Here is a 24120-nt window from a genome sequence, read left to right as displayed (position 1 = left end):
TGCCTCGGCAGCGACTACAAGAGTTGTTGCGGGCTTAGAAGGTGTATTGCGCTCCGGCGCCGGCGTACCACGAGCGGCCAGGTGCCGCTTCGTAATAGCGGAAGTTGCCGTCACCGACAATGACCGAGCCTACGTATTGGCGATCCAGCAAGTTGTCCAGACGCAGTGTTTGGTGGAAGGTCCAGTGCTCAACCTTTTGCTCAAACTGTGCCCGCCAGTTGAATACGCTATAGGCTGGGGCAGCTTTTTGGGTGTTGGTGTCTTCGACGTAAACCTTGCTGCGGTACATGCCTTCAACGGCGGTGCTCAGCCAGTCTGTGGGCTTCCAGTTCACTTCGGCAAACAGGGTGGTTTGCGGCACGCCCGGCAGGTAGTTACCTTTGTCGATCGTGCCCTTGGGGCTGGCGAAGTCGCTGTCGTAAGTGGCTTGCAGGCGGGTGTACGCCAATGTGGTCGTCCAGTGCTCGCTGAGCTGGCTTTCGACGCCCAGTTCAAAGCCGCGACGCAGAGTGCGACCCGCGTTTTGGTAGCTGGTACGTCCACCTTCAGAGCCTGCTACTACTAATTCATCTTCGGTCGTGATTTGGAACACCGCAGCGTTGATGCGGGTGTTGTTGAGTTGAGCCTTCAAGCCCATTTCGTACTGAGTGCTCTCGGAAGGCTTAAGGCCGAAGTTGAAGCCTTCTTGATTGCCCGGCGCGTAGGCAAGTTCTGCTTGAGTCGGTGTCTCGAATCCTTTGCCTGCGCTGACATAACCATGCAACTGAGGGGTAAAGGCGTACATCACGCTCATCGACGGCGTAGCTTTCTCGTACCGTTTAGTGCCGCTAGAGTCGCCGTTGCTCAAGAAGTGATCGTCAACGTCCATTTCCATCGTGCTGTAGCGCAGGCCAGTTTGGATGGTCCAGTTATCAATGGCCCAGTTTGCTTGGACAAAGGGGTCAAGGCTGCGAGCTGTATCGACTTCATTTCGGCGCTCCTCACCTTTAACGCCCAGTTGATCTCCGACATAGTTTTGATAGCCGTGACGGTTGTCCCGGCTTTGGTCGAAATCTAACCCACCAATAATGGTCAATTCGCCCGGTACGCCGCTGATGGGCTGAATCCAGTGCACATTGGCGCCGTAGAATTTGCGGTCGAACTGTACAACACCGCCACCACGCTCGTTAGCAGGGTTTAGTGTTGGTGGTTTTCCGCTGTATTTGGGAATCGCCAAGTACTGAATCACGCTGCGCGTTCCGGTATACGCATTGACCTGCAAGGTCGCGTCGCCGATGTAGCGTTCGTAGTTCAAGCCCAGTTGTTGGTGGTCGATGCTTTTACGGGTGTTGTAGGTCAGAGCGTTGGGCGTGACTGAGCGCGGGTCGGCTTTGTAGGCTTCCCACGTTTGGCCCAATGGGTCTTGGGTACCGTTTTGCTCAAGGCTGCTGTAAATCAGTGCCAGTTTGCTGTCGTCGTCGGGTTTTAAGTTGAGCTTGGCAAATGTCTGGTCGCGACGAGCGGCGCTGTGTTCGCGGTAGCCGTCGGTGTCCATGCGCGAGGCGTCGAGCACAAAGCCTACGTCGTCAGTAGCGCCTTCGGCGGTGAGGTGGTTTTTGCTCAGGCCATCACTGCCAATCAACGTTTCTGCGCCTATGCGTGGCGGACCCTCGCCATCGCGGGAGAACATTTGGATGACCCCGCCCGCATTGCTGCCATACAAGGTCGCGGCCGGGCCGCGCAGCACTTCGATGCGCTCGGCGGTGTCGAGGTTGAACGTGGCTGCCTGACCTTGGCCGTCGGGGGTGCTGGCCGGAATGCCGTCAGCAATCAACTTGATTCCTCGCACACCAAAGGCTGATCGTGCGCCAAAGCCGCGGGACGAGATTTGTAAATCTTGTGCGTAGTTTTGGCGGTTTTGCACCACCAGCCCCGGCACGCGGGACAGCACTTCTGAAGCATTGATGCCCAGTTGCCCATCCTGTATTTGCTCTTGGCTGATGCTGTCGACCGAGTACGGCAAATCAAAACTGGCGCTGGCGCTGCGTGAGCCCGTGATAACACTGGGGTCGAGCATCAGCGGTTCACTGTCTGCCTGAGCGCTCGGGCTTAGGGGCAGGCAGGGCAATAGAAGGGCAACATAGGCGGGGTTAAAGGCTTTCATGGGGAGCAGCAGGTTTCCGTGTGAAGCGACCGGGCTTGGACAGGCCGGTATCAGGCTAGCAGAGGCCGCGCAGTTTAGCCGCTGAGGGCGCCTGCCACCGAGGCTGCGGCATTAGGTCGCAGCCTGGGCGCTGGGTATCAACTCAGGGAGTTTATTGCGCTCTTTGCATGTACATGGCCGTCAGATCATCAAGCAGGTGGTTTAGGTCGGTATAGGATTTCTGATGAATGCTCGGCCAACTGGGCCGCTCGATATGAAATGCCCCCGTGCTATCGAAGACGAAGGGCGTTTGTATCAACTCCCCTGTGCGAGCCCGGTGGATGATGATCGGCCCCTGTGGCGATTGGTTTTCAAAGGTATACATCCCAGGAGTGTGGAGGCTTTCAGTCAGTTGCTTGTGTGTTAACGGTGCAGTGGAAGTGGGGGCGCCGGGGATTTCAATATGAATCAGCCAGTCGTTTTTCAGATAGGAGTAGTCATTGATGTTTGCAGGGTCGTATTCGATGAATCCTGTATCTGGCTTGATAATTTGCCCTGTACCTGGCGGTACATCTTGCACGCGTAACCCAACAGCCCCTTCAAGCTCTGCGAGGCCGGGAACCCCTTTGAACGAATTGGCATGGCTGTTACCGGTCAGTGCAATCCATTTTTTTTGCTCGGCTTGGAGCGTATTTTTACGGATGGTTTGTGAGCTTCCATAACTGAACATTTCATGGCGAATACTCTTGGCATCAGGGTGCGCCAGGCCCTTGGTGTAGTAGCTAACAAAGCAATCAATGGCTTTTACTTGAATGCCGTGACGTTGAGTTTCTTGTACCAAACGGCTAAACGTGTACCCGCTGCTGATATCTGTTTTGTGTCCGAAGTCCTGACTTTTAAGAAAGAGTTCAAGTTCAGGGTGCATCGCGCCTGTTTTAAAAAACTGATCTAGATAGGTTTGATGCAAGTCAGTTTGTAAGTGTTCCATATACAACACTGTCACGTTGTTTTTAGCGAGATAAGCCATGTTGTCGAGGATTATTTTTTTGCCCGAGCCCGCGAAATGCGTTTCGGCGATCACGACGCCAGAGTAGGTGTCATAGAGGCTTTTAAACATAACTTCCTGGGAGGCGTTCGGATGTATGTAAGGCGCTTTTGCTCGTGTAATGGGGGGCAGGGTTCTGAAGAATGTCAGTGCATCAATGAGCATTTTTTTTGAATATTAACGACATGCCTCCTAGCCGCCTCCCACTCAGCATTGTGCTTGTAGATGTAACTGCTCAGCGCTATCTCCGTGCCAACGGTTAACTCTCTCAGCGCGCTCAAGTGCTCCGGCGCGGCATCGTAAAGAGTGTAAATGGTAGTGGCGGTGTCAACCGTCACAGAGAGTTGGCGAGGTTGGTTCAGGGTCAATGGCTCCCACTGTTTGGTGTTGTTGCTCAGGCGCCGTTTGACTTCCCAATACCCATGCTCGGTATTACGTCGTACTTTGTAGGTGTTTTGATGGCCGTGCGAAGTGCCGGGTACGATCAAGTACAGACGACGCCCTAGCCATCCGTATTGAACCTCAAACACAATGCCGTTTTGTTGAATGTAAGCAGTGTGATCGGTTCGGTAGATACCACTGGCATCAGGCGCCTGAGCTGCTAGGTTGATATTGACTGAGGCTCTTTCGATCAACTCATGCAGGCTAATGCTAGTTGCCTGTGTTGTGGAGGAGATGCCCCATCGGCCAGCAGCTAATTGAGAGACGGGCGTGCTGTAAATCGCTTCAGGTTGGCGTTCGTCGATCACTCGCCAAGTTTCGTTTAAATTGTCGTATTGGCCGGGGTACACGTTTCCTTTATCACTCTGGAGGTAGTAGTAGGTTTGCCCGTTACTGGCCTCGGTGTATTCGTAGATGCCACTGCCATAGCTGTCACTGTTGCGCAGGGTTAGATCAACTCTGGATCTTGTGTTGGCAGTCTTTGGATTCAGGGTTGGCACGGAGGCTTGGGGCCGTTGACGTATGGCGCGCTTAAACACGACAGAGCCAGCAAAGTCCGAAGCTCCGTCAGACAAGTGGCTGATCGACTCTAGAAAGTACGATAACGCTTCGTCTTTATCGTTGCGTTGCAGTGCGTCCAAACCGCCAAGTACGTTGTACATGAAGCGCGAAAATGCCAAAGGCAGCAGTATTTTTGTCGGTAGAACAAAGCTGATCACGTCAACCAGCACCACGGCTACATCAATGGTGGTTTGCACGTTAGCTTCGAAGGTTGAGGTCGATTGTTCATCGGCGTTACGGACTGCAAAGGCTGCTTCTTGATCGTAAAGGGTTTGCAAAAAATCAGTGGAAACTGTTTGCAGGCTAACTTGGGAAAGCGTTTGTCCCTTCGTTTGCAAGTGTTTGATGTAAGGCTGTGTGGCTGTACTTGTGCGCTGTAGCACATAACTGTGCAGTGCTTTTTTTGACAGCTCGTTGGCGAGTTCACTCAGTGAACTGGCCCTGCGAAACCTAATAGTGTCTGGTGCATTCGGGGTGTAGCAAAGCAGTTGTGAGGATGGCTGTGTGCTGATGACAAACATGCCGGGCATGGCGTGGGCGCGTAGTGTCAGTAGCTGGAGGTTGATGGATTTACCGCTGACCGGGGCGCGTTCGCTCTCGACGGGCTGGTTCAAGACAGCTTTGACCCACAGGGCCTCTTCTTCAGTGAGGTGCCCTGCCAGTTCGGCTTCCAAAACATCCAGATGCAGTTGGGCTATGGTCACGGCGCTGTAGTGCTCTTTACGCCATTTAACCTGTGCAGATGTTGGGTCAATGAGGGTTGTGTAGAGCAAGGCTTTGTAGGTTTTCCCAATATCCAGACCACGCACCAGTGTTTTCAAATACGCCGGGGTCAGAGTCGGGTGGGGCTTGCCATGTTGGTCTAAAACACGGGCAGTCAGTGTGAAAGTGACGTCCAGTAGGCCCACATTCGCCAGTGCCAGTTCGCTCAAACTACGCCGAGTACTGCTATGAGTAATGGTCGGCCCTGTTCGCTGCACACTCACACCGGCGGCATATGCTGAAGTAGAAAGGGGGTAGATCCCGGGGCCGGTGTTATGGGCATGGGTGGTAGAGATGAAAATCTGGTCGGGGTCTACTTCTAGCTGATGATCAACCCGTATTTGTCGCTTCAGTTGGGATTTGGCGTAGCTCAGCAAGGTGGTTTTTTCAGGATGGGACGCAGTCTGGGAGAGGAGCCTTTGATGCTTTAGCTGTTCAACGGCTTGGCGCCACTGCTGCTTTTTTTCTTCTGAGGCCAAGGTGAGCCACGTGGGCAGTTGGCTTTCCAGTAGCCGGGTGTGGCGTGCTAGCGCAATACCGGTCGGGTTGAGGTTGATGCGCAGTGATTGCTCAATCAGCGAGGCCAGCTTCTCAAGGTTGAATTGGGTCTGTTGAGCTCTGGCGGTTTCCCAAGCGTGGGCCATGTTTTGGGTTTGCAGATCAATCAGCTCAGCGGCATACGCCTCGAAGACATCTGCGCTGTTTTTGCGATAGCCAATCTCATGGATACTCAGTGCACGTTGGCGATCCTTGAGCAGTACGCAATCAAGCAATGCTTCGCGTTGATAAATGTCGTTGAGCCGGGCTTGTAGCTCCAGGCTTAGCGCATGCAAGGAGTCGAACTCTTCCAGACCGCTGTAAGGGGTGTACAACACCACCTTGCGCGCCATCAGGGTTTGCGTCTCTTGCGTCAACGCCAGCTCTGTTGCTGGGTTAAAGGCCCTCGTATCGCTCAGAGCCGAGGCGGTGCTGTCCGAAATGACCCGCAAGCCATGCAAAGGAATATCTAGTGCCGAGTTTTGGCCTGTTAACGCTACGTTATAGACGTGCATTGGGTTGCTTACTGCGCTGTCAACGCGTGCCTGAAATGTTGGGTGGGTCAGTAACTGGTGAACTGCGGCATAGCCTGAGTCGCTTAGCGTTTTGTCAGCATTGCGTAACGCTGTTTCTGCGGTGATTAACGTTCGTGTAAGCGCTGAGAGCCAGTCTTCAGGTGCTGTATTTTCAAGGCTGACGCGTTGCGCTTTCCAGAAATGCTCCAGTGTATTTTTTACACACAGCTCAAGATTGTTGATGACATAACTCACAAACGTTTCTATCTGTGAGATCGAGATGTTCTGTACAAGATCAAGTTCATCCAGTGAAAAAGTGCGGTTGTACACCTTGGTGGATTCTTGGTCGTGGCTGGGCACATGGCCGCTTAGGTAGCTGTGTTCTATGAGCTTGCTAAGGGTGTAACTGACTAACTTTGGGATCTGCCCCGGCTCAGGTGGCGTCGGGTAAGTAATGCAGAGGTCATAGATGCAACTGTCCGCTGGCAAAAGCGGGAACGATGTTTGCAACTGATGATCAAGTGATATGTCCAGATCGGGAAGAACCTGGATTAAGCGTGACAGTTGCTGCTCAGCCAATTTTAGCTGTGCGAGAGGGGCTGGCATTACGATATTCCTGTGTGTTTGCGCAGGCCTTGTATGGCCGGCGCTGTTGCTACAGGTAATCCCAATGCCAAGGATTGTTGGGGGTACATATGTAGCGCTTATGAGGTCAACGAGACAGCCCGTTGATGGGCTCCCAGTGTTCAGGCACTCATATCCAGCCTCTGTTTACACCTTCCTCATACCCCTTTTGGTTAAGTCCCGGAGGAGTTGGTGCAGGTCTGCATAGGGCTTTTGGTGAACATCCGGCCAGTTTATGCGCTCGATGCGAAACGTGCCGTCGGGGTTAAACAGGAGGGGCGTTTTTATCAGCTCTCTAGCATGGGAACGGTGGATGAGAAGCGGCCCCAGTACAGGGTCGTTATTAAGGAGGAACATCCCGCCAATGGGGAGCGCAACAGTGAGCTGTTCTTGGGTCAGTGCGGGGGGGTGTGCTTTTGCACCAGAGATTTCAATATCAAGTACCCAGTCATTTTTCAGGCATGAATAATCATAGAGATGAAACGGGGTTATATCGATCAGCCCGGCATCAATCCTGATACCTTGGCTTGTTCCGGGCAGTACATCCTCAACACGCAGCCCAACAGCCCCTTCAATCTCAGCGAAACCTGGCACACCCTTGAAGGTGTTGGCGTGGGTGTTACCTGTCAGGGCGATCCATTTATGGCCTTCTGATGGAGGTGTGTTTTTGCGGATTATCAAAGCCCCTCCGTAACTGAGCAGTTCATGGCGAATGCTTTTAGAGTTGGCATTGCGTAGACCCTTGGGGTTGTAACTGGCGATGCAATCAATGGCTTTAACGTGAATGCCGTGAGTGTGAGCTTTTTGTACTAAACGGGTGAAGGTATAAGGGGTGAGCTGATTGACGCCGTGACCGATATCTTGGCTATTCAAAAAAACAGCCAGTTCAGGGTGCATCTTTCCTGTTTTAAAAAGTTCGTCCAGATAAGGTTGATGCAAGTCAGTTTGCAAATGCTCCATGTACAGCACTTTCACGTCTTGTTTTGCAAGATAGGCCATGTTGTCCAAGATGATTTTTTTACTCGATGTGGCGAAATGAGCCTCTGCGATAACAACGCCGGGGTAGGTGTCATAGAGTGTTTTAAAAATAAGTTCCTGTGACGCATTTACGGGGATTTCGGGTAGCGCAGGTCGTGTAGGCAATGGATGGGTTTGAAAGAACTCAAGTGCATCGGTGAGCATTTTTTGCTGCACTCTGAGCATATGGCGCCGTGCGGCTTCACACTTGGGGTTAGAGAGGTAAAAGTAATTTTGGAAGTCTGCTTCTTTGGCTGTGGTCATTTCCTTTAATGCGCTGACGTGTTCGGCCGGTGCGTCGTAATCGCTGTAAGTGATCGGGGGGGCGTCAGCCGGGATAGAGGCTCGATCTGTTTGGTTGAGGGACAAGGGCTCCCACAGTTTTGTGTTGTCACTCAACCGACGTTTGACCTGCCAATCACCGTGCCCATCAGTGCGTCGTACTTTGTAAATGTTTTGATTACTGCGTGAAGACCCCGGCATGTTCAGGTACAGGTGACGTGCGAGCCAGCCGTATTGAACTTCAAAAACAATCCCGTTCTGTTGGATGTAATAAAGGCCATCAAGCCTGTAGACACCGTTGGCATCAGGCGTGCGCTCAGAGAGGTTAACGTTGACCGACGCTTTTTCGATCAGCTCTTGTACGCTCAAGTTGGAGGCGGGGGTTGCAGAGGTGATGCCCCATCGGCCTGCTGATAATTGCGTGGCTGTTGAGCTGTAAATCGCATTAGGCTGACGTTCATCGATAATGCGCCATGTTTCGCTCAGGTTGTCGTATTGGCTGAGGTAAAGATTGCCTTGGTCATCCTGAAGGTAATAACGGACTTGGCCGTCACCCGCATTGGTGAACTCGTAGATGCCACTGCCATAGCTGTCACTGTTGCGTAGTGTCATGCTGGTTTTGGGTAGTGTGCTCGCAGCTTTTGGGTTCAAGAGGGGGGCGATTTTTTTGGGACGTTGGCGGATGGCTCGCCCAAACACCGCCGAGCCGACAAAGTCCGAGGCGCCGTCAGTCAGGTGACTGATCGAGTCCAGAAATAAGAACATGGCCTCGTTTTTTTCGTCACGTTTGAGGGCGTCAATCCCTTCCGCCAGGCTGTAAAAGAAGCGTGACAAGGCCAGTGGCAGCAGTATTTTGGTGGGCAGCACAAAGCTGATGACATCAACGACAGTCAGCGCCACATCCTTGGCCGTTTGCAGGTTAGCTTCAAAGGTTGAAGTTGATTGTTCATCGGCATTACGCAGTGCGAAGCCAGCTTCTTCTTCGTAAGCGGTTTGCAGATAGTCAGCGGTGATCACTTGTAACCCAAGCGTTGGAGACTTAAGGCCCTGTTTAAGTGAGTGTTTAATGTAAGGTCTCTCAGCACTACTCACGTGTTGCAGGACATAACTGCGCAGTTTTTTTTTCGACAGCTCATGAGCTAAGTCGTCCATTGAGTTGGCTGTCCGAAACCACACTTTGTCGGGGGCATTTGGGGTATAGCACAGGAGGCGTGAGGGGGAGTAAGTCGTGATGGCAAGTACCCCGGGCATTGGTTTATCACGCAGTGTCAGCAAATGTACTTTGACGGACTTGTCGTTGACTGTAGGGCGTGTACTCTCGACAGGATGCTTCAATACTGTCTCAACCCAAGAGGCTTCTTCACGGGTGAGTTGACCTGCCAGTTTGGCCTCCAGAACATCCAGTTGCAGTTGGGCCGTTGTCACGGCGGTGTAGCGTTCACGGCGCCACTTGACCTGTTTAGACGTTGGATCAACGAGGGTTTTGTAGAGCAGGACTTTGTAGGCCTCTCCAATATTCAGCCTGCGCACCAAGGCTTTTAAATACTCTGCCGTGAGCTCTGGATAGAACTTGCCCTGAGCGTCATGCACTCTGGCAGTCAGGGCGAAGTCCAGATCCAGCAGTCCCACATTTTCCAATGCCAACTCACTCAAGCTACGTCGAGTGGTTTTGTAAGTGATTGTGGGCCCTGTTCGGTGGACACTGACGCCTGCCACATACCCGGAAGTGCCGAAGGGATAAACCCCGGGGCTGGTATTGAGGGCTTTGGTCGTTGAAATGAAAATTTGGTCGGGGTCGATGTCCAGTTGATGCTCAGCCTTTATCTGTTGTTTGAGCCTGGCTCTGGCGTAACCCAATAAGGTACTTTTCTGGCCGTTCTCCAGTAGTGGTGAGTTTTCTGTTGTCTGTGAGGCGAGCCTTTCGTTTTTAAGACGCTCTACTGCCCGGCGCCATTGTTGTTTGCTTTCTTCAGGGGCTGAAGTGAGCCAAGTGGGCAGTTGGTTTTCCAATAACCGGGTGTAGCGCGTTTGCAAAATAGCTGTCGGGTTGACGTAAAAGCTGGCGCCAAGGGCTTGCTCAATCCTTGTGGCCAGTGTCTCAAGGTCGTTTTGAGTATTTTGGGCTCTGGTAGCTTTCCAGGCGAAGGTTAAGTTCTGATTCAGGGTATCAATCAGTTCATCGACGAAATGATCAAACACGTCAGTCGTTATCTCGTGATAGTCAAACTTGCTCAAGCTTGCTGCGCGTTGGCGGTCTTTGAGCAATGTGTAATTAAGCAGTGCGTCACTCTGATAAGCATCGTTAAGTCGTGCTTTCAGTTCTTGGTTCAGTGCATGCAAAGAATCAAATTCCTCAAGGCCGCTTCCCGGCATGTAAAGCACTACTTTAGGTGTGGCTAAAGATAGTGGGTCATGAGCTTCTGACAGCTCCGTCTCACCATTAGCGATATACGCTGCATTGCTCTGACTTAAGGTGCTGCTGTGGGTGATAACCAGCAAACCTTTTAGTGGAACATCGTCCAGGGGTATTTGGTTTTTCAACGCCACGCGATACACGCTTAATGGGTTGCTTGCCCCGTTCTCTACACGGGCTTGAAATGCTGGGTTAGTGAGTATTTGGCTGACAGCTTTATAGGCTGTGTCACTCAGGGTTTTGTCTGTATGGCGAAGTTCTGCTTCGGCGGTGAGTAGGTCTTTTACAAAAAAACATAGCCAGTCTTCGGGGGGTCTATGTTCAAAGCTTGGGTAAGCTGTGTTCCAAAAAACAGTCATTGTATTTTTTATGCACAACTCAAAATTGTTGATCAGGTCGGCCACAAAAGTCTCTATTGAAAGGATCGAGACACCCTGTACACGATCCTGCTCATCCAACGTGTAGGCATGGTTATACAGATGGGTTGAGCCTTGTTTATATGTGGGTACTCGCCCGGTGAAAAAACTACGATTAATGAGTTCGCTGAGTGAATAGCTGATCAGTTCGGGTCTTTGGCCCGGTTCAGGAGGGGCTTGATAGGTGATGTGAAGCAGGTCAGTGCAACTGCCTGCGGGCAGGTGAGGAAAATAGTTTTGTAGTTGGTAATCAAATGTCTGAGCAATATTTGGCAGAACTTGTATGAGGCGAGACAGTCGCTGTTCAGCCTGCTTGAGCTGTGTGAGGTAATTGGGCATTGAGGGGTATTCCTGTGTGGTTGCGTGAGCCATGTATGGCGGTCGCTGTTGTCACAGGTAATCCCAAAGTAGGGGGCTGATGGGGCTAGATATGTAGTGCTGAGTGTTCGACTTAACACGGGGATACGGTGAGGGAAGGGCATCATTATCATGATGCCCCGGGGCTATGCCCTTTCACCCTTTCGGTAAAAGCATTACCCCCTTTTCATTCCGATACTCGCCAAGTCAATGAACATATCATGCAGAGCGGTGTATTTTTTTTGATGGACGAGTGGTCTGTTAGGCATGTTGATGTGGAATGCATCATCGGTATCAAATATGAAAGGCGTTTTCACTAATAGATCATTGTTGGAGCGATAGACTAAAAATGGACCCAGCAGTGGGAAGTTTTCAAAGGTGTACATACCGACCTCGGTCAGTTTTTCAAGCAATTGGGTGTTTGTGAGCATGGGGGGGCGCGGCGCTTTGTTGGGAGTTTCAATCTTAAGCACCCAGTCGTTTTTCAGGAGCGACGTTTTGTTATTAAGCATTGAGCGGTAATCAATGAAGCCCTTATCAAGTCTAATTCCTTGCCCCTCCCCTGACGAAACATCTTCAATACGTAACCCCACAGAGCCTTCAAGCTCAGCGAGGCCGGGTACGCCTTTGTATCTGTTGGCGTGAGTATTGCCGACCAGCGCGATCCATTTATGCCAGCCTTGGGTTGCCGTATATTCATGGATTATTTGATGCGCCCCGTAGCTCAGCATTTCATGACGAGGGCTGACTGAATCAGGGTTTGATAGCCCTTTGCTGTTGTAACTGGCCACGCAGTCGAGGGCTTTAACTTGAATGCCGTGACGCTGGGCGATATGCACTAAACTTCTATAGTTATAGGGGGTTTTTTTATCAATGCGATGACCTGCGTTTAGATGCCTAAGGAACTCATCCAGTTCTGGAGGCATTGTTCCTGTTCTCAAGAAAATGTCCAAAAAGCGTTGGTGCAAATCAGTTTGAAGATGTTCCATGTACAAAACTTTTACTTTGCTTTTTGCGAGGTAAGCCATGTTCTCCATGATAAACTTTTTACTGGCTGTTTCATTGTGAGCTTCGGCGATAACAATTCCTGGGTAGTGATCATGGAGTGTTTTTAGTATGGCCTCCTGGGACGCATGTTCTGGCATGGTCGGCGGCGTGATTCGTGGCGTAGGCGAGTGGTTTTTTAAAAAAATCAGTGCATCCCTAAATATTGTATTTTGAATATCCATGATATGAATTCTGGCAGCTTCCCATTTTGAGCTAAAGTAATAAACTTCTCTGCTGAAATTGATTTCTTTGTTGGCTGTTATTTCCCTTAAAACCTCCACATGCTCTACGCCCGCATCGTAATGGGTGTAAATGATATGAGGGGCGTTTCGCGGTAGCGTGGTCTGGCGGATTGGGCTCAGACTGAGCGGCTCCCACTGCTTGGTAAGGACAACACTGCGCCGCTTAACTTCCCAATAGCCGAGATCACTATTAGTGCGCACCTTATAAGTGTTTTGGCTGCTTCGAGAGGTCCCCGGCATGATTAAGTACAGGTGGTGTCCCATCCAACCGTATTGAACCTCAAAAACAGCTTCTCCTTGGCGGATGTAACTAAAGTTATTGATCTTGTAAATGCCCTTGATATCTGGCGTATGGCCGTTGAGATTAACGTTGACCGAAGCCTTTTCGATCAGCTCCCGCAAGCTCATGACGTCCGCAGGTGTGCTGCTGACTCCCCATCGACCAGCAGATAAATGATAGACGGGCATGTTGTAGAGGGCATTGGGTTGACGTTCGTCGATGATGCGCCACGTTTCGTTCAAATTGTCGTACTGGCTGCGGTACACATTGCCGTGTTCATCCAGAAGGTAATAGCGAGTTAGCCCGTCACTTGCACTGGTGTATTCGTAGATGCCAACTCCGTACTCGTCATTGTCGCGCAACCTCATATTGGTTTTGGGGTGGGTGCTGGCGGCCTTGGGACTTAACGCTAGGGCTGGAGTGTGTGGGCGATTACGGATGGTTTGGCCAAACGCGATAGAGCCTGCCAAGTCTGAGGCGCCGTCGGTCAGGTGGCTCACCGATTCCAGAAAATGGCTCGTTGCCTCATTTTTTTCGTCCCGCGCCAAGGCATCAAAACCTGAGCTTAGGCTGTAAATAAAGCGTGCCAACGTCAGAGGCAGCAGTATTTTGACAGGCAATGCAAAACTGATGACGTCAATGACGGCCAATGCCACATCTTTGGCGGTTTGTACGTTGGCCTCAAAGGTTGAAGTCGATTGTTCATCGGCATTGCGTATAACGAAGGCTGCACTCTCGTCGTAATAGGCTTGCAAGAAGTGTTGGGTGACCTGCTGGAGTCCTGCACCAAGGAAGCTAACACCTTGTTTTAGCTGGTGCCTGACATATGGCTGTGTAGCGCTGCTCACGCGTTCTAATACATAGCTATGAAGTAATTTGTTCGATAGCACAACTGCTAAGTTATCCAGTGAGTCAGCCTTGCGGAAATGCACGTTGTCTGGCGCATTTGGGGTGTAGCAAATAAGGCTGGCAGAGTTGTAAGCGGCAACGACAAATACGCCCAGCATAGGTTTATCCCGCAACGTCAAAAAGTAAGCTTTGATCTGCTTGCCATTGATCTCGGGGCGAGTGTTTTCCACCGGATGGCTCAATATGACCTCAACCCGACTGGCTTCTTCGCTTGAGAGAATACCCGACAGCTTGGCTTCCAGAATATCCAAGCGTAATTGTGCTGTTGTAACGGTGATGAAGCGATCTGTTCGCCATTGAACCTGCGTAGAGTATGGGTCGATGAGGGTGATATGCAGCAAATTATTGTAGCTGTTTCCAATATCCAGTGTGCGCACCAGCGTTTTTACATAATCTGCAGTGAGGACTGGGTGGCTCTTACCATCAGCGCTTTGAACACGGGCAGTAAGAGCAAAGTTCAGATCCAGTAACCCGACATTCTCAAGTGCCAATTGACTCAAACTGCGGCGAGTGGTGCTTTGAGTGATTGTTGATCCTGTTCGATGGACACTCACCCCTGCGGCGTAACCTGAGGTCGATAGAGGGTTGAAACCGGGGGCAGTGTTATAGGCTTGGGTCGTGGATATAAAAATCTGGTCGGGATCAACGTTAATTGAGTGGTCTGCCTTTATCTTTTTTTTGAGGCGGGATCTGGCATAACCCAATAAGGTAGTTTTACCGCCATTTCCCTGTAGAAATTTCAGTTCACTGGTTTGGGAAATGCGCATCTCGTTTCTGAGGCGCTCTACGGATTGGCGCCATTGTTGTTTGCTTTCTTCTGGGGCTGTGGTGAGCCACGTAGGAAGTTGGCTTTCTAGTAATCGGGTGTAGCGCGCTTGCAGAATATTGGCCGGATTCAGGGTGATGCTGAGTGCTCGTTCGATCTGGGTGGTCAGTGCTGCAAAGTTATTTGGAGTGTTTGGCTCTTTAGTGATCTTGCAAGCGTGAGCGATATTTTGTTTTTGATTATCCATCAGCTCAGCGGTGTAGATGTCGAACACGTCAGCAGTTATTTCGCGGTAACCAATACCAAACAAATGCTGCGCCCGCTCGCGGTCTTTAAGCAGCGTGTAATCGAGCAGAGCCTTGCGTTGGTACTCATCCTGGAGCCGGCTTTCAAGCTCCAAGCTTAGTGCATGCAGGGAGTCGAACTCTTCTAGACCGCTGCCCGGGATGTAAAGTACGGCCTTATGTTGATCTTCTAGAGGGGACGGTTTTGTTACTCGGCTAAAGTCGAGCGCTGGATCGCTTAAGTTTGAGTGGGTACGGTTAACAATGACCAACAGTCCTTGCAAGGGTGCATCTAATGCAGAAACAAAACCTTTTAGAGCTATGCAGTAGACGCTTAATGGGTGGCTCGCTCCACTTTCAAGGCGGGCTTGAAAGGTTGAGTGGGCGAGTACTTGTTTAATCGCGTTATAGCCAAAAGTGCTCAGTGTCCTATCCGTGTGGCGTAGCTCGGTCTCGGTGGTGATTAGTGCGCGTAAAAAAGCAGAGAGCCAGTCTTTAGGGGCTTTGTTTTCAAGGTTACTGCGAGGTGTTATCCAAAAATGTTCAAGTGCGGTTGTCACGGTTGATTCGAGATTATTGAGGGTGTGCCTCATAAATTCCTCAATCTGCACGATCGAGAGTGCATGCACCAAGTATTGCTCATCCAGTGTGTAATCACGGCTATACACCTTGGTTGAGCTTGGGTCATACGTATAGTTATGCCCGCTTACGTAGCGGCGCTTGATCAGCTCGCTGAGCGAGTCGCTGACTAATCTTGGCGTTTGTGCAGGCTCTAGCGGCGCTTCATAGGTAATGTATATTTTTTCAGCGCTAATGTTAGCGGGCAGTCGAGGGTAAAAGTAGGTGTGTAATTGATGGTCAAGCGACTGGCGAAAGTCAGGTATTGATTTGATCAGGAGTGACAGTTTTTTTTCAGCGTATTTGAGCTGGGTGAGAGGGGCTGACATTGGGGTATTCCTGTGTGATTGCGTGAGCCGTGTGCGGCCAAAGCTGTTGTCACAGGTAATCTCAAAGTCATCCCTCGCTGGGGGTATATATGTAATGGCTATGCCCCGGTTTTTGATTTGTTAAACCTCCTTCATGTTCATCAGCTTCAAGTCATCAATCATGGGCTGCAGCGCTGAATACTGCGTTAGATGAATGTCTCGCCATTCAGGGTAGTAAATATAGAATGTACCATCGCTATTGAATATTAACGGTGACTGCCTTATACGGCCGTCCATTGTGTGATGTGCCAGTATCGGTCCCATAATCGAGTCATTATCAAAAGTAAACATGCCGGGGCGAGGCAGTATTAGTTCCAGGCGGGTCCGTGTGGGTGTAGGTGGAGAGGGGGGAGGGGAGAGCACCTCAATGCCCAGCACCCAATCATTTTTCAACAGTGAATAGTGGGTAGAGCTTGTAGGGTGGTAATAGATGGTGCCTGAGTCAGTATTGATGCCTTGACTCTTGCCGGGCGCGACATCCTGAACACGCAATCCTACAACGTCTTCAAGCTCTGCCAAGCCGGGTACACCATTGTAGGTGTTGGCGTGGGTATTCCCGGTCAGCGCAATCCATTTGTGTTTGCCGACATTGGCCGTATATTGACGAATTATTTTCGAGGCGCCGTAACTGAGCATTTCATGTCGAATGCTCTTGGCGTCAAGGTGCATCAGCGTTTTGCTGTAATAACTGGCCACGCAATCGATAGCTTTGACCCGAATACCGTAACGTTGGGTTTTTAGCACAAGGTTCGTGAAGTTATACGGGCTACGTCTATCAATACGATGGCCTTTATCCTGATCGTTCAGGAACTTTTCCAGCGCGGGAGACATTTTTCCTGTCCTGAAAAACTCATTCAAATAGGGTTGATGCAAGTCAGTTTGCAGGTGCTCCATATAAAGAACTTTCACATTGTTTTTTGCGAGAAAAGCCATGTTGTCCATGATGATTTTTTTGCTCGACGTATCGGAGTGTGCCTCACCAATAATGACTCCGGAATATTTCTCGTAGAGCTTGTTAAATATGCTCTCGTGTGTTTCATATGCGTCGATTTTAGGTGGCTTTTGCCGTGCGGTTGGGTGCCAGTTTTTGAAGAAGGTTAGTGCGTCGGTGAGCATTTTTCGTTGTATACCTTCAATGTGAGCCCTGGCGGCCTCACCTTCGGTATGACGGGGTAAAAAGTAGCTATTAAAGTTAACTTGCTTCATTTCGATCAGGTACTTCAGCGCTGCCACGTGTTCTGGCGCGGCATCGTAATCACTGTAGGTGGATCCGGATGAATTCGAGGCGATGGAGGACTGGCGCGAGCGATCCAGAGTTAACGGCTCCCACTGTTTAGAGTAGTCACTCAGCCGATGTTTAACTTCCCAGTGACCACCTTCTATACTGCGTCGCACCTTATAGCTATATTGATTGCCGCGTGAACTGCCTGGCATATTCAAGTACAGATGCCGCCCCAGCCAGCCGTATTGAACTTCAAAAACGACTCCGCTTTGTTGAATGTAGTAAAGGTTGTTAACTTTATAGGTACCGTCGATGTCAGGTTTTAGGTTACTCAGGTTTATATCAATGGAGGCTCTTTCAATTAGCTCTTGCAGGCTAGGATAGGTCGTATGTCTAGCAGGAGACAAGCTCCACCGCCCCGCTGACACTTGATACACCGATATTCGGTAAACAGCATTAGGCTGTCTCTCGTCGATGACTTGCCAGGTTTCGCTCAGGTGGTCGAATTGACCGCGATATAAGCTGTCGTGTGCATCCTGGAGGTAATAGCGAGGTTGTTCGCCAGTGATTTCGACAAGTTCGTAGATGCCCTCGCCGTACCTGTCCCTGTTGCGCAGGGTCATATTGGTTATGGCTTTGGTGCTGGCAGCTCTTGGGCTTAAGACTGGAAAAGATATTCGGGCGCGCTGGCGTATGGATCGACCAAACACGGCAGACCCTGCAAAGTCTGAGGCGCCATCGGTCAGGTGGCTGATCGACTCCAAAAAATAGAGCATGGCTTCTTTTTTTTCGCCTCGCTCAAGTGCATCCAAACCTTCGGCAGCGCTGTAAATGAAGCGTGCTAATGCTAGAGGCAGCAGTATTTTGAGCGGGAGAGCAAAGCTGATGACGTCGATAACCGTCAGCGCTATATCTTTTGCGGTTTGTACGTTGGCCTCAAGGGTTGAGGTCGATTGTTCATCGGTATTGCGTATAACAAACGCGGCATCGGCGTCGTAATACGCCTGTAAAAAATGGCCAGTGATTACTTGTAATCCGGCGTCAAAGAAGTCGAGGCTCTCTTTCAGTGCTTGCTTGATATACGGCTGTGTTGCACTGCTGACGCGTTCCAATACATAGTTGTGCAATGTTCTGTGCGACAGCGTAGCCATTAATTCTTCCAGTGAACTGGCTCTGCGGAACCATATTTTGTCTGGTGCGTCTGGGGTATAGCAAAGGAGGTCAGGGGTGTGGTAAGTCGTGATGACAAATACACCCAGCATGGGTTTGTCTCGCAGCGTTAGCAGGTGAACATTGATGTATTTTCCGTTGACTTCGGGGCGTGAACGTTCGATTGGGAAGTTTAATATAGCGTCAACTTTGGTAGCCTCCTCTTCGCTCAGTGCGCCAGAGAGTTCGGATTCCAAAATATCCAACCGTAATTTTGCTTTTGTTACAGAAATATAACGTTCTTTACGCCAAGCAACCTGCTCAGACTCTGGATCAACAAGATGTTTATAAAGCAGCGTTTCGTAGTTTTTTCCAATGTTTAGTGTGCGCACTAACGTTTTTAAATAAGACGTCGTGAGGATTGGGTGGCGCTTCCCTTGCCAGTCTACAACGCGTGCAGTCAGGGCGTAATCAAGGTCCAGAAGTCCAACATTTTCCAATGCCAAGTCACTTAAGCTGCGCCGGATAGTTCTATAAGTGATTGTCGGCCCTGTTCGATGAACACTCACTCCCGCGGTATACCCTGATGTTACGAACGGATAAAATCCTGGGCTGGTGTTATGGGCCTCGGTGGTAGAAATATAAATACTATCAGGGTCTACCTCTATTTTATGGTCGATCTGTATCTGTAGCTTGAGTTGGTGCTTGGCAAATTCTTGTAATGTGATTTTTCGGCCGTTCACAAGCAAGGGGGTATTATTTGTAGTTTGAGAAAGAAGCCTTTCTTGTTTTAGTCGTTCGACAGCCAAGCGCCACTGCAATTTTTTTTCTTCTGACGCTAACCGTAGCCATATTGGGAGCTGGCTTTCCAGTAGTCGAGCGTAGCGCGTTTTTAGCAGGGCTTTGGGGTTGAGGCTGAAACTAATATTTAATGCATGTGCTACCTGTTCAGCTAATAATTGAAGGTTGTATTGGTTGTCTTTAGCAGTGGCTTTTTCCCATACGTAGCTAAGGTTCTGGATTTGCTTGTCTATTAGCCCAGAGACATAGTGCTCAAACACATCAGTGGATATTTCCCGAAAACCGAGGCCATCATATAAGTTAAGCCCCAACTGACTGTCCTTGAGCAGTGCGTAATCGAGCAGTGCTTCACGCTGGTATTCATCCTTGAGTCGGGCCTCCAGTTCCAGACTCAGTGCATGTAATGACTCAAACTCTTCCAGTCCACTACCTGGACTGAACAGGACAACCCTGTGTTCATCCAAGACAAGAGGTGGTTTTGTCGCGGAAATAAATGTATCCGATGTATTCACTAAATTGGAAAGGCTGCTATGTGCAATGACCATAAGGTCTTTCAACGGGGCATCCAGTGCCGATACAGGGGCTTTTAATGCCACCTCGTACACTCTTAAAGGCTTGCTTAACCCGCTTTCACTTAGCGCCGTATATGAGGGGAAATAAAGTAATTGTCGGGTATAGGCGTAGGCGGTAGCACTCAGTGTTTTATCGCTGTAGCGCAGCTCTGACTCTGCGGCGAATAACTCTCGAGCAACGGAGATTAGCCAATTTTTAGGACTGTTATATTCTAGGGTTATGAGGGGGTCGTCCCAAAAAAGCCTGAGCGCCTTTTTCATATTTTGCTCAAGGTCGTTGATGATGCCCTCTACAAATACCTTCATCTGAGAGGCTGAAATTTCCCGTACGAGATGTTGCTCATCCAGAGTGTAGGCCGTGTCATAGACCTTGGCTGAGCTGTCGTCGTAAGTAGGAAACTCTCTACGCAGGAAGCTGCTCTCAATGAGCGTAATGAGTGAAAGGCTGATCAGTTTAGGATGTTGGCCGGGTTCAGGTGGAGCTTTATAAGTTATAAAAAGATCGTGTGTGCAGCGGGCGGTAGGTACCTGTGGGAAGTGCGCTTGCAACAGTTGGTCCAGTGAAAAGTTCATGTCTGGTATGAGGTTAGTCAAACGTAACAGGCGTTCTTCAGCTTTTTTGAACTGTGTTAGGTAGTTGGGCATAACGGTGCTCCTGTGTTGTCGCGCTTGCCTTGAATGGCTGGCGCTGTTGTCACAGGTAATCCCAAAGCCTGGGGCCGATGGGGGTACATATGTAATGGCTGACATTAGACTGATAGCGCTCACTGGCAGGGCGGCAATAGGCCCTAGAGGTTTGGTGTTGCCTTTTGAGCTATAATCGCGCCCTTTCTCTGTTTCTCGTTTGACGAGAGGCACACCATTTTTTCAGGCGCCCGCCGCCTGCCTGCATTCTTAAGAGGCATAACCTGTGGCATTGACGATCCTTGGCCTGTCCGGCGCCCTGAGCCATGACCCCTCAGCAGCCCTGTATATCGACGGCAAGCTGGTTGCAGCGGCTGAAGAAGAGCGTTTCGTACGCGATAAGCATGCAAAAAACCGCATGCCCTACGAATCAGCGAAATTCTGCCTTGAGCAAGCGGGTATCAAACCTTCTGACGTTGACGTGGTAGCGATCCCATTCGCTCCCATCAGCTTGTTCGGCAAGGCCCGTTGGCACTACGCCAAGCGTTATTGGTACGCACCGGATCGCGCCCTTGACGCGATTTTGATGGGTAACCGTCGCTACAAGCGCTACCGCAACAAAATTGTCTGGTGCCTTGAGCAATTGGGCTTTGACCCGAAAAAAATCAAAATCGAGCCTGTGGAGCACCATTTAGCTCACGCCTCCAGCGCCTACCACTGCTCGGGTTTCAAAGAAAAAACCGCGATCCTCGGCATCGACGGCAAGGGTGAGTACGCCACCACTTTCTTTGGTTATGGCGAAAACGGCCAGATCCACAAGATCAAGGAATTTTTCGACCCGGACTCCCTCGGCGGCTTGTACGGTGCAATCACCGAGTTTCTTGGTTTTGAGATGCTCGATGGCGAGTTCAAAGTCATGGGCATGGCGCCGTATGGCGATGCCAGCAAATATGACTTCTCGCGTTTGGCCTCTTTCGAAAATGGCGAGTTGGTGATCAACACCGAATACGCCAACGTTATTGGCCTGCGTCGCTACAAAGAGAAAGGCAAAGGGTTCTACTTCTCGCCAAAACTGATCGAGTGGCTGGGGCCTAAGCGTGAAGGCGATATCGCCGACGAACCTTACATCCATTACGCCGCCAGCATGCAAGCGCTGTTTGAAAAACTGTCGCTGCAAATGATCGACTACTACTTGGGCGACATCCTTAAAGAGACTGGCAAGATTGCTTTTGCGGGCGGCTGCGCGTTGAACGTGAAGCTGAACCAAAAAATCATTGCCCGCCCTGAAGTCAAAGAGCTGTTTGTGCAGCCAGCATCGGGCGATGCGGGTACTGCGGTGGGTGCTGCGGCCTATGTGTCACATGCTCGCGGCGTGCCAGTCGAGAAGATGGAACACGTTTACCTCGGCCCTGCGTATAGCAACGAAGACGTCATCGCGGCGTGTGCCCGTCACCCAGGCAAGCCGAACTTTCGCAAAATCGACAAAACCCCGGAGCGCATCGCCAAGATCATGGTTGATGGCAACCCAGTGGCCTGGTTCCAAGGCCGCATGGAGTTTGGCCCGCGTGCGTTGGGCGGTCGTTCGATTATTGGTTGCCCGAGCAGCGCTGGCGTAGCTGATCGCATCAACGAACAAATCAAGTTCCGTGAGCGCTGGAGGCCTTTCTGCCCGTCGATGCTCGACACCGTTGGCCCGCAGATGATCAAGGTCGATCACCCGGCGCCGTTCATGACCTTCACTTTTGAAGTAGCGGAAGAGTGGAAAACCCGTGTGCCGGAAGTGGTCCATGAAGATGGCACCTCGCGTGCGCAGGTGCTTAAGCGCGAATACAACCCGCGTTACTACGACATGATGAAAGCGCTTGAGGTTCTGACCGGCAATGGCGTGTCGCTGAACACCTCGCTCAACCGCCGTGGAGAGCCAATGGTTTGCTCGCCAACGGATGCGCTGAACATGTTCTTTGGCTCCGATCTGCAGTACCTGATCATGGAAGATATTTTGGTGGTTAAAGACGGCGCGGATGCTTATGACTCGCTCGACTGAGCGTCATGTTTTGCAGTTTTGTCACGGCTATGATGGGCCGTTTCTAGACTGTGCACGTCAGTACGCCAGCCTGTTTGCCGATAGCGGGTATCGAGTCACCACGGTCTTTTTGACCGGGGCGGCCGATCCTGATGTGGCTGCGGGCTGTGCGTCCGATGAAGTGCTGTTTATGGAATTCAGCTCCAAGGCCATTCGTGGTCTTAAGCTGGGTGCCATTCGCGAGCTGCGAAAAATCGCAGCCTCGCGCAATTTCAGTTTTTGCATCGCCCATCGCTTCAAGCCGATTTATATCGTCTTGCTGGCCACAGGTTTACCCGTGATTGGCGTGCATCACGCGTTTGGTGACTATCAGCGTCGTACCCGCAAGCTGTTTGCCAACTTGTTCCGCAAACGCCTGAGCTTGCTGGGTGTGTCGGATGCCGTGCGCGACGACATGCGTCAATGTTTGCCCAAGTGGCCGACCGGACGCATCAGTACGCTCTACAACCGCATCGATATCGACGCTGTGCAAGCCAGCCAGTTGCCGTCAGCCGAAGCGCGTGAAGCGCTGGGGTTGTCGGCCAATGGCTGGATTGTGGGCAACGTCGGTCGTCTGCACCCGGACAAAGACCAGGCCACGCTGTTACAAGGTTTTGCCAAAGCCTTGCCTGAGCTGCCGGCTGACAGCCAGTTGGTGATTCTCGGCCAAGGGCGTTTGGAGCAAGACCTCAAAGGGCTGGCGCGTGAACTCGGGATCACCGAACAGGTTAAGTTCTTGGGCCAAGTGCCTGACGCGCGACGTTACTTCCGGGCATTCGACGTGTTTGCGCTGAGTTCAGACCACGAGCCATTCGGCATGGTACTGCTTGAGGCGATGGCCGCGGGCGTGCCATTGCTGGCCACCGCGTGTGGCGGCGCCAAGGAAGTGGTTGAAGGTGTAGGCATTTTGTTCCCGCTGCGCGATGCCGACAGTTTGGCTCAAGGGTTGAAGCACTTGGCCGCGCTCAGCGATGAGCAACGTCAGGCGTGTGCCGATTTGATGCTGGCTCGTTTGCACGAACGATTTAGCGACCAAGCTGTGCACGACACCTTTTGGCAGTTGCCGCAAGTCACTGACCTGACTGCGGGGGCCTGATGTTCAATCGTTTTCAAAGCGTTCGTGAGCGGGGCTGGAGCGTTGTCGATGCGAGCACTTACGCTGACGCATGGCAGCGATTTGGCGGCAGTGTAGCCACTCATCCCTTAGTGGTTGAGCGTCTGGCGCAACTGGCCGAGATCCCTGTGCGTTATCTGGCTTGGGAGCAAAATGGCGAGTTGAAAGCCGCAATCCCGACGTGGGGGCGTGACTTGGCGTTGTCCAAGGATGTGCTTAAACGCCACGGCAAAAAGGGCCTGTTTGACCTCGGTAATGCCGAGTTGATACTGCCCGCGGCGGCTGACGCTAACGCGCCATTGCGTCATCGTGGGCGTTACTTGTCTGCGCTCAATGAAGGGCGTTTCAGCACGCTGGTTCCGCAAACTGAGCAGTTGGCAATGGCTCGCACGCCAGAAGAGCTGTCCAAGAAGTTTCGCTACAACCAGCGCCGCGAATTGCGTTTGCTTGAGGAGGCGGGCGGTGTCGTGCGGCCTGTCTCGGCGTTTTCCAGTGCTGAACTGGCGGCCATTTACTGCGATTTGTTTTTGCGCCGCTGGGGTTTTGTGGCTACAGGCGCCGAGCGTATGGCTGAAGTGGTTGAACTGTTGCGCGAGTTACTGATTGGCTCAGTGATTTTTCTCAACGATGCCCCGATTGCGATCCAGCTGGTGTACCGCGTTGAATCGCCCGAGTGGATCAGTGTTGAGTACGTCAATGGCGGCGTCGATCCGCAAACCCGCGCCTTCAGCCCCGGCAGTGTGTTGAGCTTCCTCAATACTCAGTCGGCTTGGGAGCAAGCTCGCAGCGTTAACAAGCCTCTGCGCTTCTCGTTCGGTCGTGCTGATCGCGAGTACAAAGAGCGTTGGTGCAACCCGGTGCCAGTTTTCAAGGTGTGATAACAGTCACCCCGTAGGAGCTGCCGCAGGCTGCGATCTTTTACATAGATCAATCGATCACAGCCTGCGGCAGCTCCTACGGGTGTATGACG

The 24120-nt window shown here is 51.3% G+C and carries 9 protein-coding genes; 3 read left to right on the top strand and 6 right to left on the bottom strand.

Features of this window, described 5'->3' with window-relative positions; all coding sequences use genetic code 11:
* Positions 1-34 precede the first annotated feature (34 nt).
* The 6 genes from ACZRJQ_RS10930 to ACZRJQ_RS10905 all read right to left on the bottom strand — a co-directional run bounded on the left by ACZRJQ_RS10930 (position 35) and on the right by ACZRJQ_RS10905 (position 19995).
* Entirely contained in the window at positions 35-2143 is a 2109-nt protein-coding gene (locus ACZRJQ_RS10930) for a TonB-dependent receptor family protein (protein ID WP_463978370.1), read from the bottom strand.
* A 151-nt stretch (positions 2144-2294) separates the two neighbouring features.
* Positions 2295-3239, bottom strand: coding sequence for a membrane-targeted effector domain-containing toxin (locus tag ACZRJQ_RS10925; protein WP_463978369.1), 945 nt, complete (start codon positions 3237-3239; stop codon positions 2295-2297).
* 74 nt (positions 3240-3313) lie between these two features.
* Positions 3314-6589, bottom strand: coding sequence for a dermonecrotic toxin domain-containing protein (locus ACZRJQ_RS10920; RefSeq protein WP_463978368.1), 3276 nt, complete (start codon positions 6587-6589; stop codon positions 3314-3316).
* A 165-nt stretch (positions 6590-6754) separates the two neighbouring features.
* On the bottom strand, positions 6755-11074 hold the full coding sequence (locus ACZRJQ_RS10915; protein ID WP_463978367.1) for a dermonecrotic toxin domain-containing protein: 4320 nt from the start codon (positions 11072-11074) through the stop codon (positions 6755-6757).
* Between the two features lie 194 nt (positions 11075-11268).
* Positions 11269-15567, bottom strand: a complete 4299-nt coding sequence (locus tag ACZRJQ_RS10910; protein WP_463978366.1) for a dermonecrotic toxin domain-containing protein — start codon at positions 15565-15567, stop codon at positions 11269-11271.
* Between the two features lie 120 nt (positions 15568-15687).
* On the bottom strand, positions 15688-19995 hold the full coding sequence (locus ACZRJQ_RS10905) for a dermonecrotic toxin domain-containing protein (protein ID WP_463978365.1): 4308 nt from the start codon (positions 19993-19995) through the stop codon (positions 15688-15690).
* A 265-nt stretch (positions 19996-20260) separates the two neighbouring features.
* On the opposite strand from ACZRJQ_RS10905, the gene ACZRJQ_RS10900 reads away from it, so the two are divergent.
* The 3 genes from ACZRJQ_RS10900 to ACZRJQ_RS10890 are packed head-to-tail and all read left to right on the top strand — an operon-like array spanning position 20261 to position 24028.
* Positions 20261-22018: a carbamoyltransferase family protein gene (locus ACZRJQ_RS10900; RefSeq protein WP_463978364.1), complete on the top strand. Its 1758-nt coding sequence runs from the start codon at positions 20261-20263 to the stop codon at positions 22016-22018.
* Positions 22002-23132 (top strand): glycosyltransferase, encoded by a 1131-nt coding sequence (locus tag ACZRJQ_RS10895; protein ID WP_463978363.1) that lies wholly within the window; start codon positions 22002-22004, stop codon positions 23130-23132. The genes ACZRJQ_RS10900 and ACZRJQ_RS10895 overlap by 17 nt, the downstream gene beginning before the upstream one ends.
* Positions 23132-24028, top strand: coding sequence for an antimicrobial resistance protein Mig-14 (locus ACZRJQ_RS10890; protein ID WP_463978362.1), 897 nt, complete (start codon positions 23132-23134; stop codon positions 24026-24028). The genes ACZRJQ_RS10895 and ACZRJQ_RS10890 overlap by 1 nt, the downstream gene beginning before the upstream one ends.
* Positions 24029-24120 lie beyond the last annotated feature (92 nt).

It is taken from the genome of Pseudomonas sp. E315 (genome assembly GCF_055406205.1).
The sequence above is the reverse complement of the archived record's forward strand: the minus strand, read 5'-3'. Positions and strand labels throughout refer to the sequence as shown.

Excerpts from the sequence above, each read along its gene's own strand:
- ACZRJQ_RS10930 (WP_463978370.1), bottom strand. The coding sequence starts at position 2,143 with ATGAAAGCCTTTAACCCCGCCTATGTTGCCCTTCTATTGCCCTGCCTG.
- ACZRJQ_RS10925 (WP_463978369.1), bottom strand. The coding sequence starts at position 3,239 with ATGTTTAAAAGCCTCTATGACACCTACTCTGGCGTCGTGATCGCCGAA.
- ACZRJQ_RS10920 (WP_463978368.1), bottom strand. The coding sequence starts at position 6,589 with ATGCCAGCCCCTCTCGCACAGCTAAAATTGGCTGAGCAGCAACTGTCA.
- ACZRJQ_RS10915 (WP_463978367.1), bottom strand. The coding sequence starts at position 11,074 with ATGCCCAATTACCTCACACAGCTCAAGCAGGCTGAACAGCGACTGTCT.
- ACZRJQ_RS10910 (WP_463978366.1), bottom strand. The coding sequence starts at position 15,567 with ATGTCAGCCCCTCTCACCCAGCTCAAATACGCTGAAAAAAAACTGTCA.
- ACZRJQ_RS10905 (WP_463978365.1), bottom strand. The coding sequence starts at position 19,995 with ATGCCCAACTACCTAACACAGTTCAAAAAAGCTGAAGAACGCCTGTTA.
- ACZRJQ_RS10895 (WP_463978363.1), top strand. The coding sequence starts at position 22,002 with ATGACTCGCTCGACTGAGCGTCATGTTTTGCAGTTTTGTCACGGCTAT.
- ACZRJQ_RS10890 (WP_463978362.1), top strand. The coding sequence starts at position 23,132 with ATGTTCAATCGTTTTCAAAGCGTTCGTGAGCGGGGCTGGAGCGTTGTC.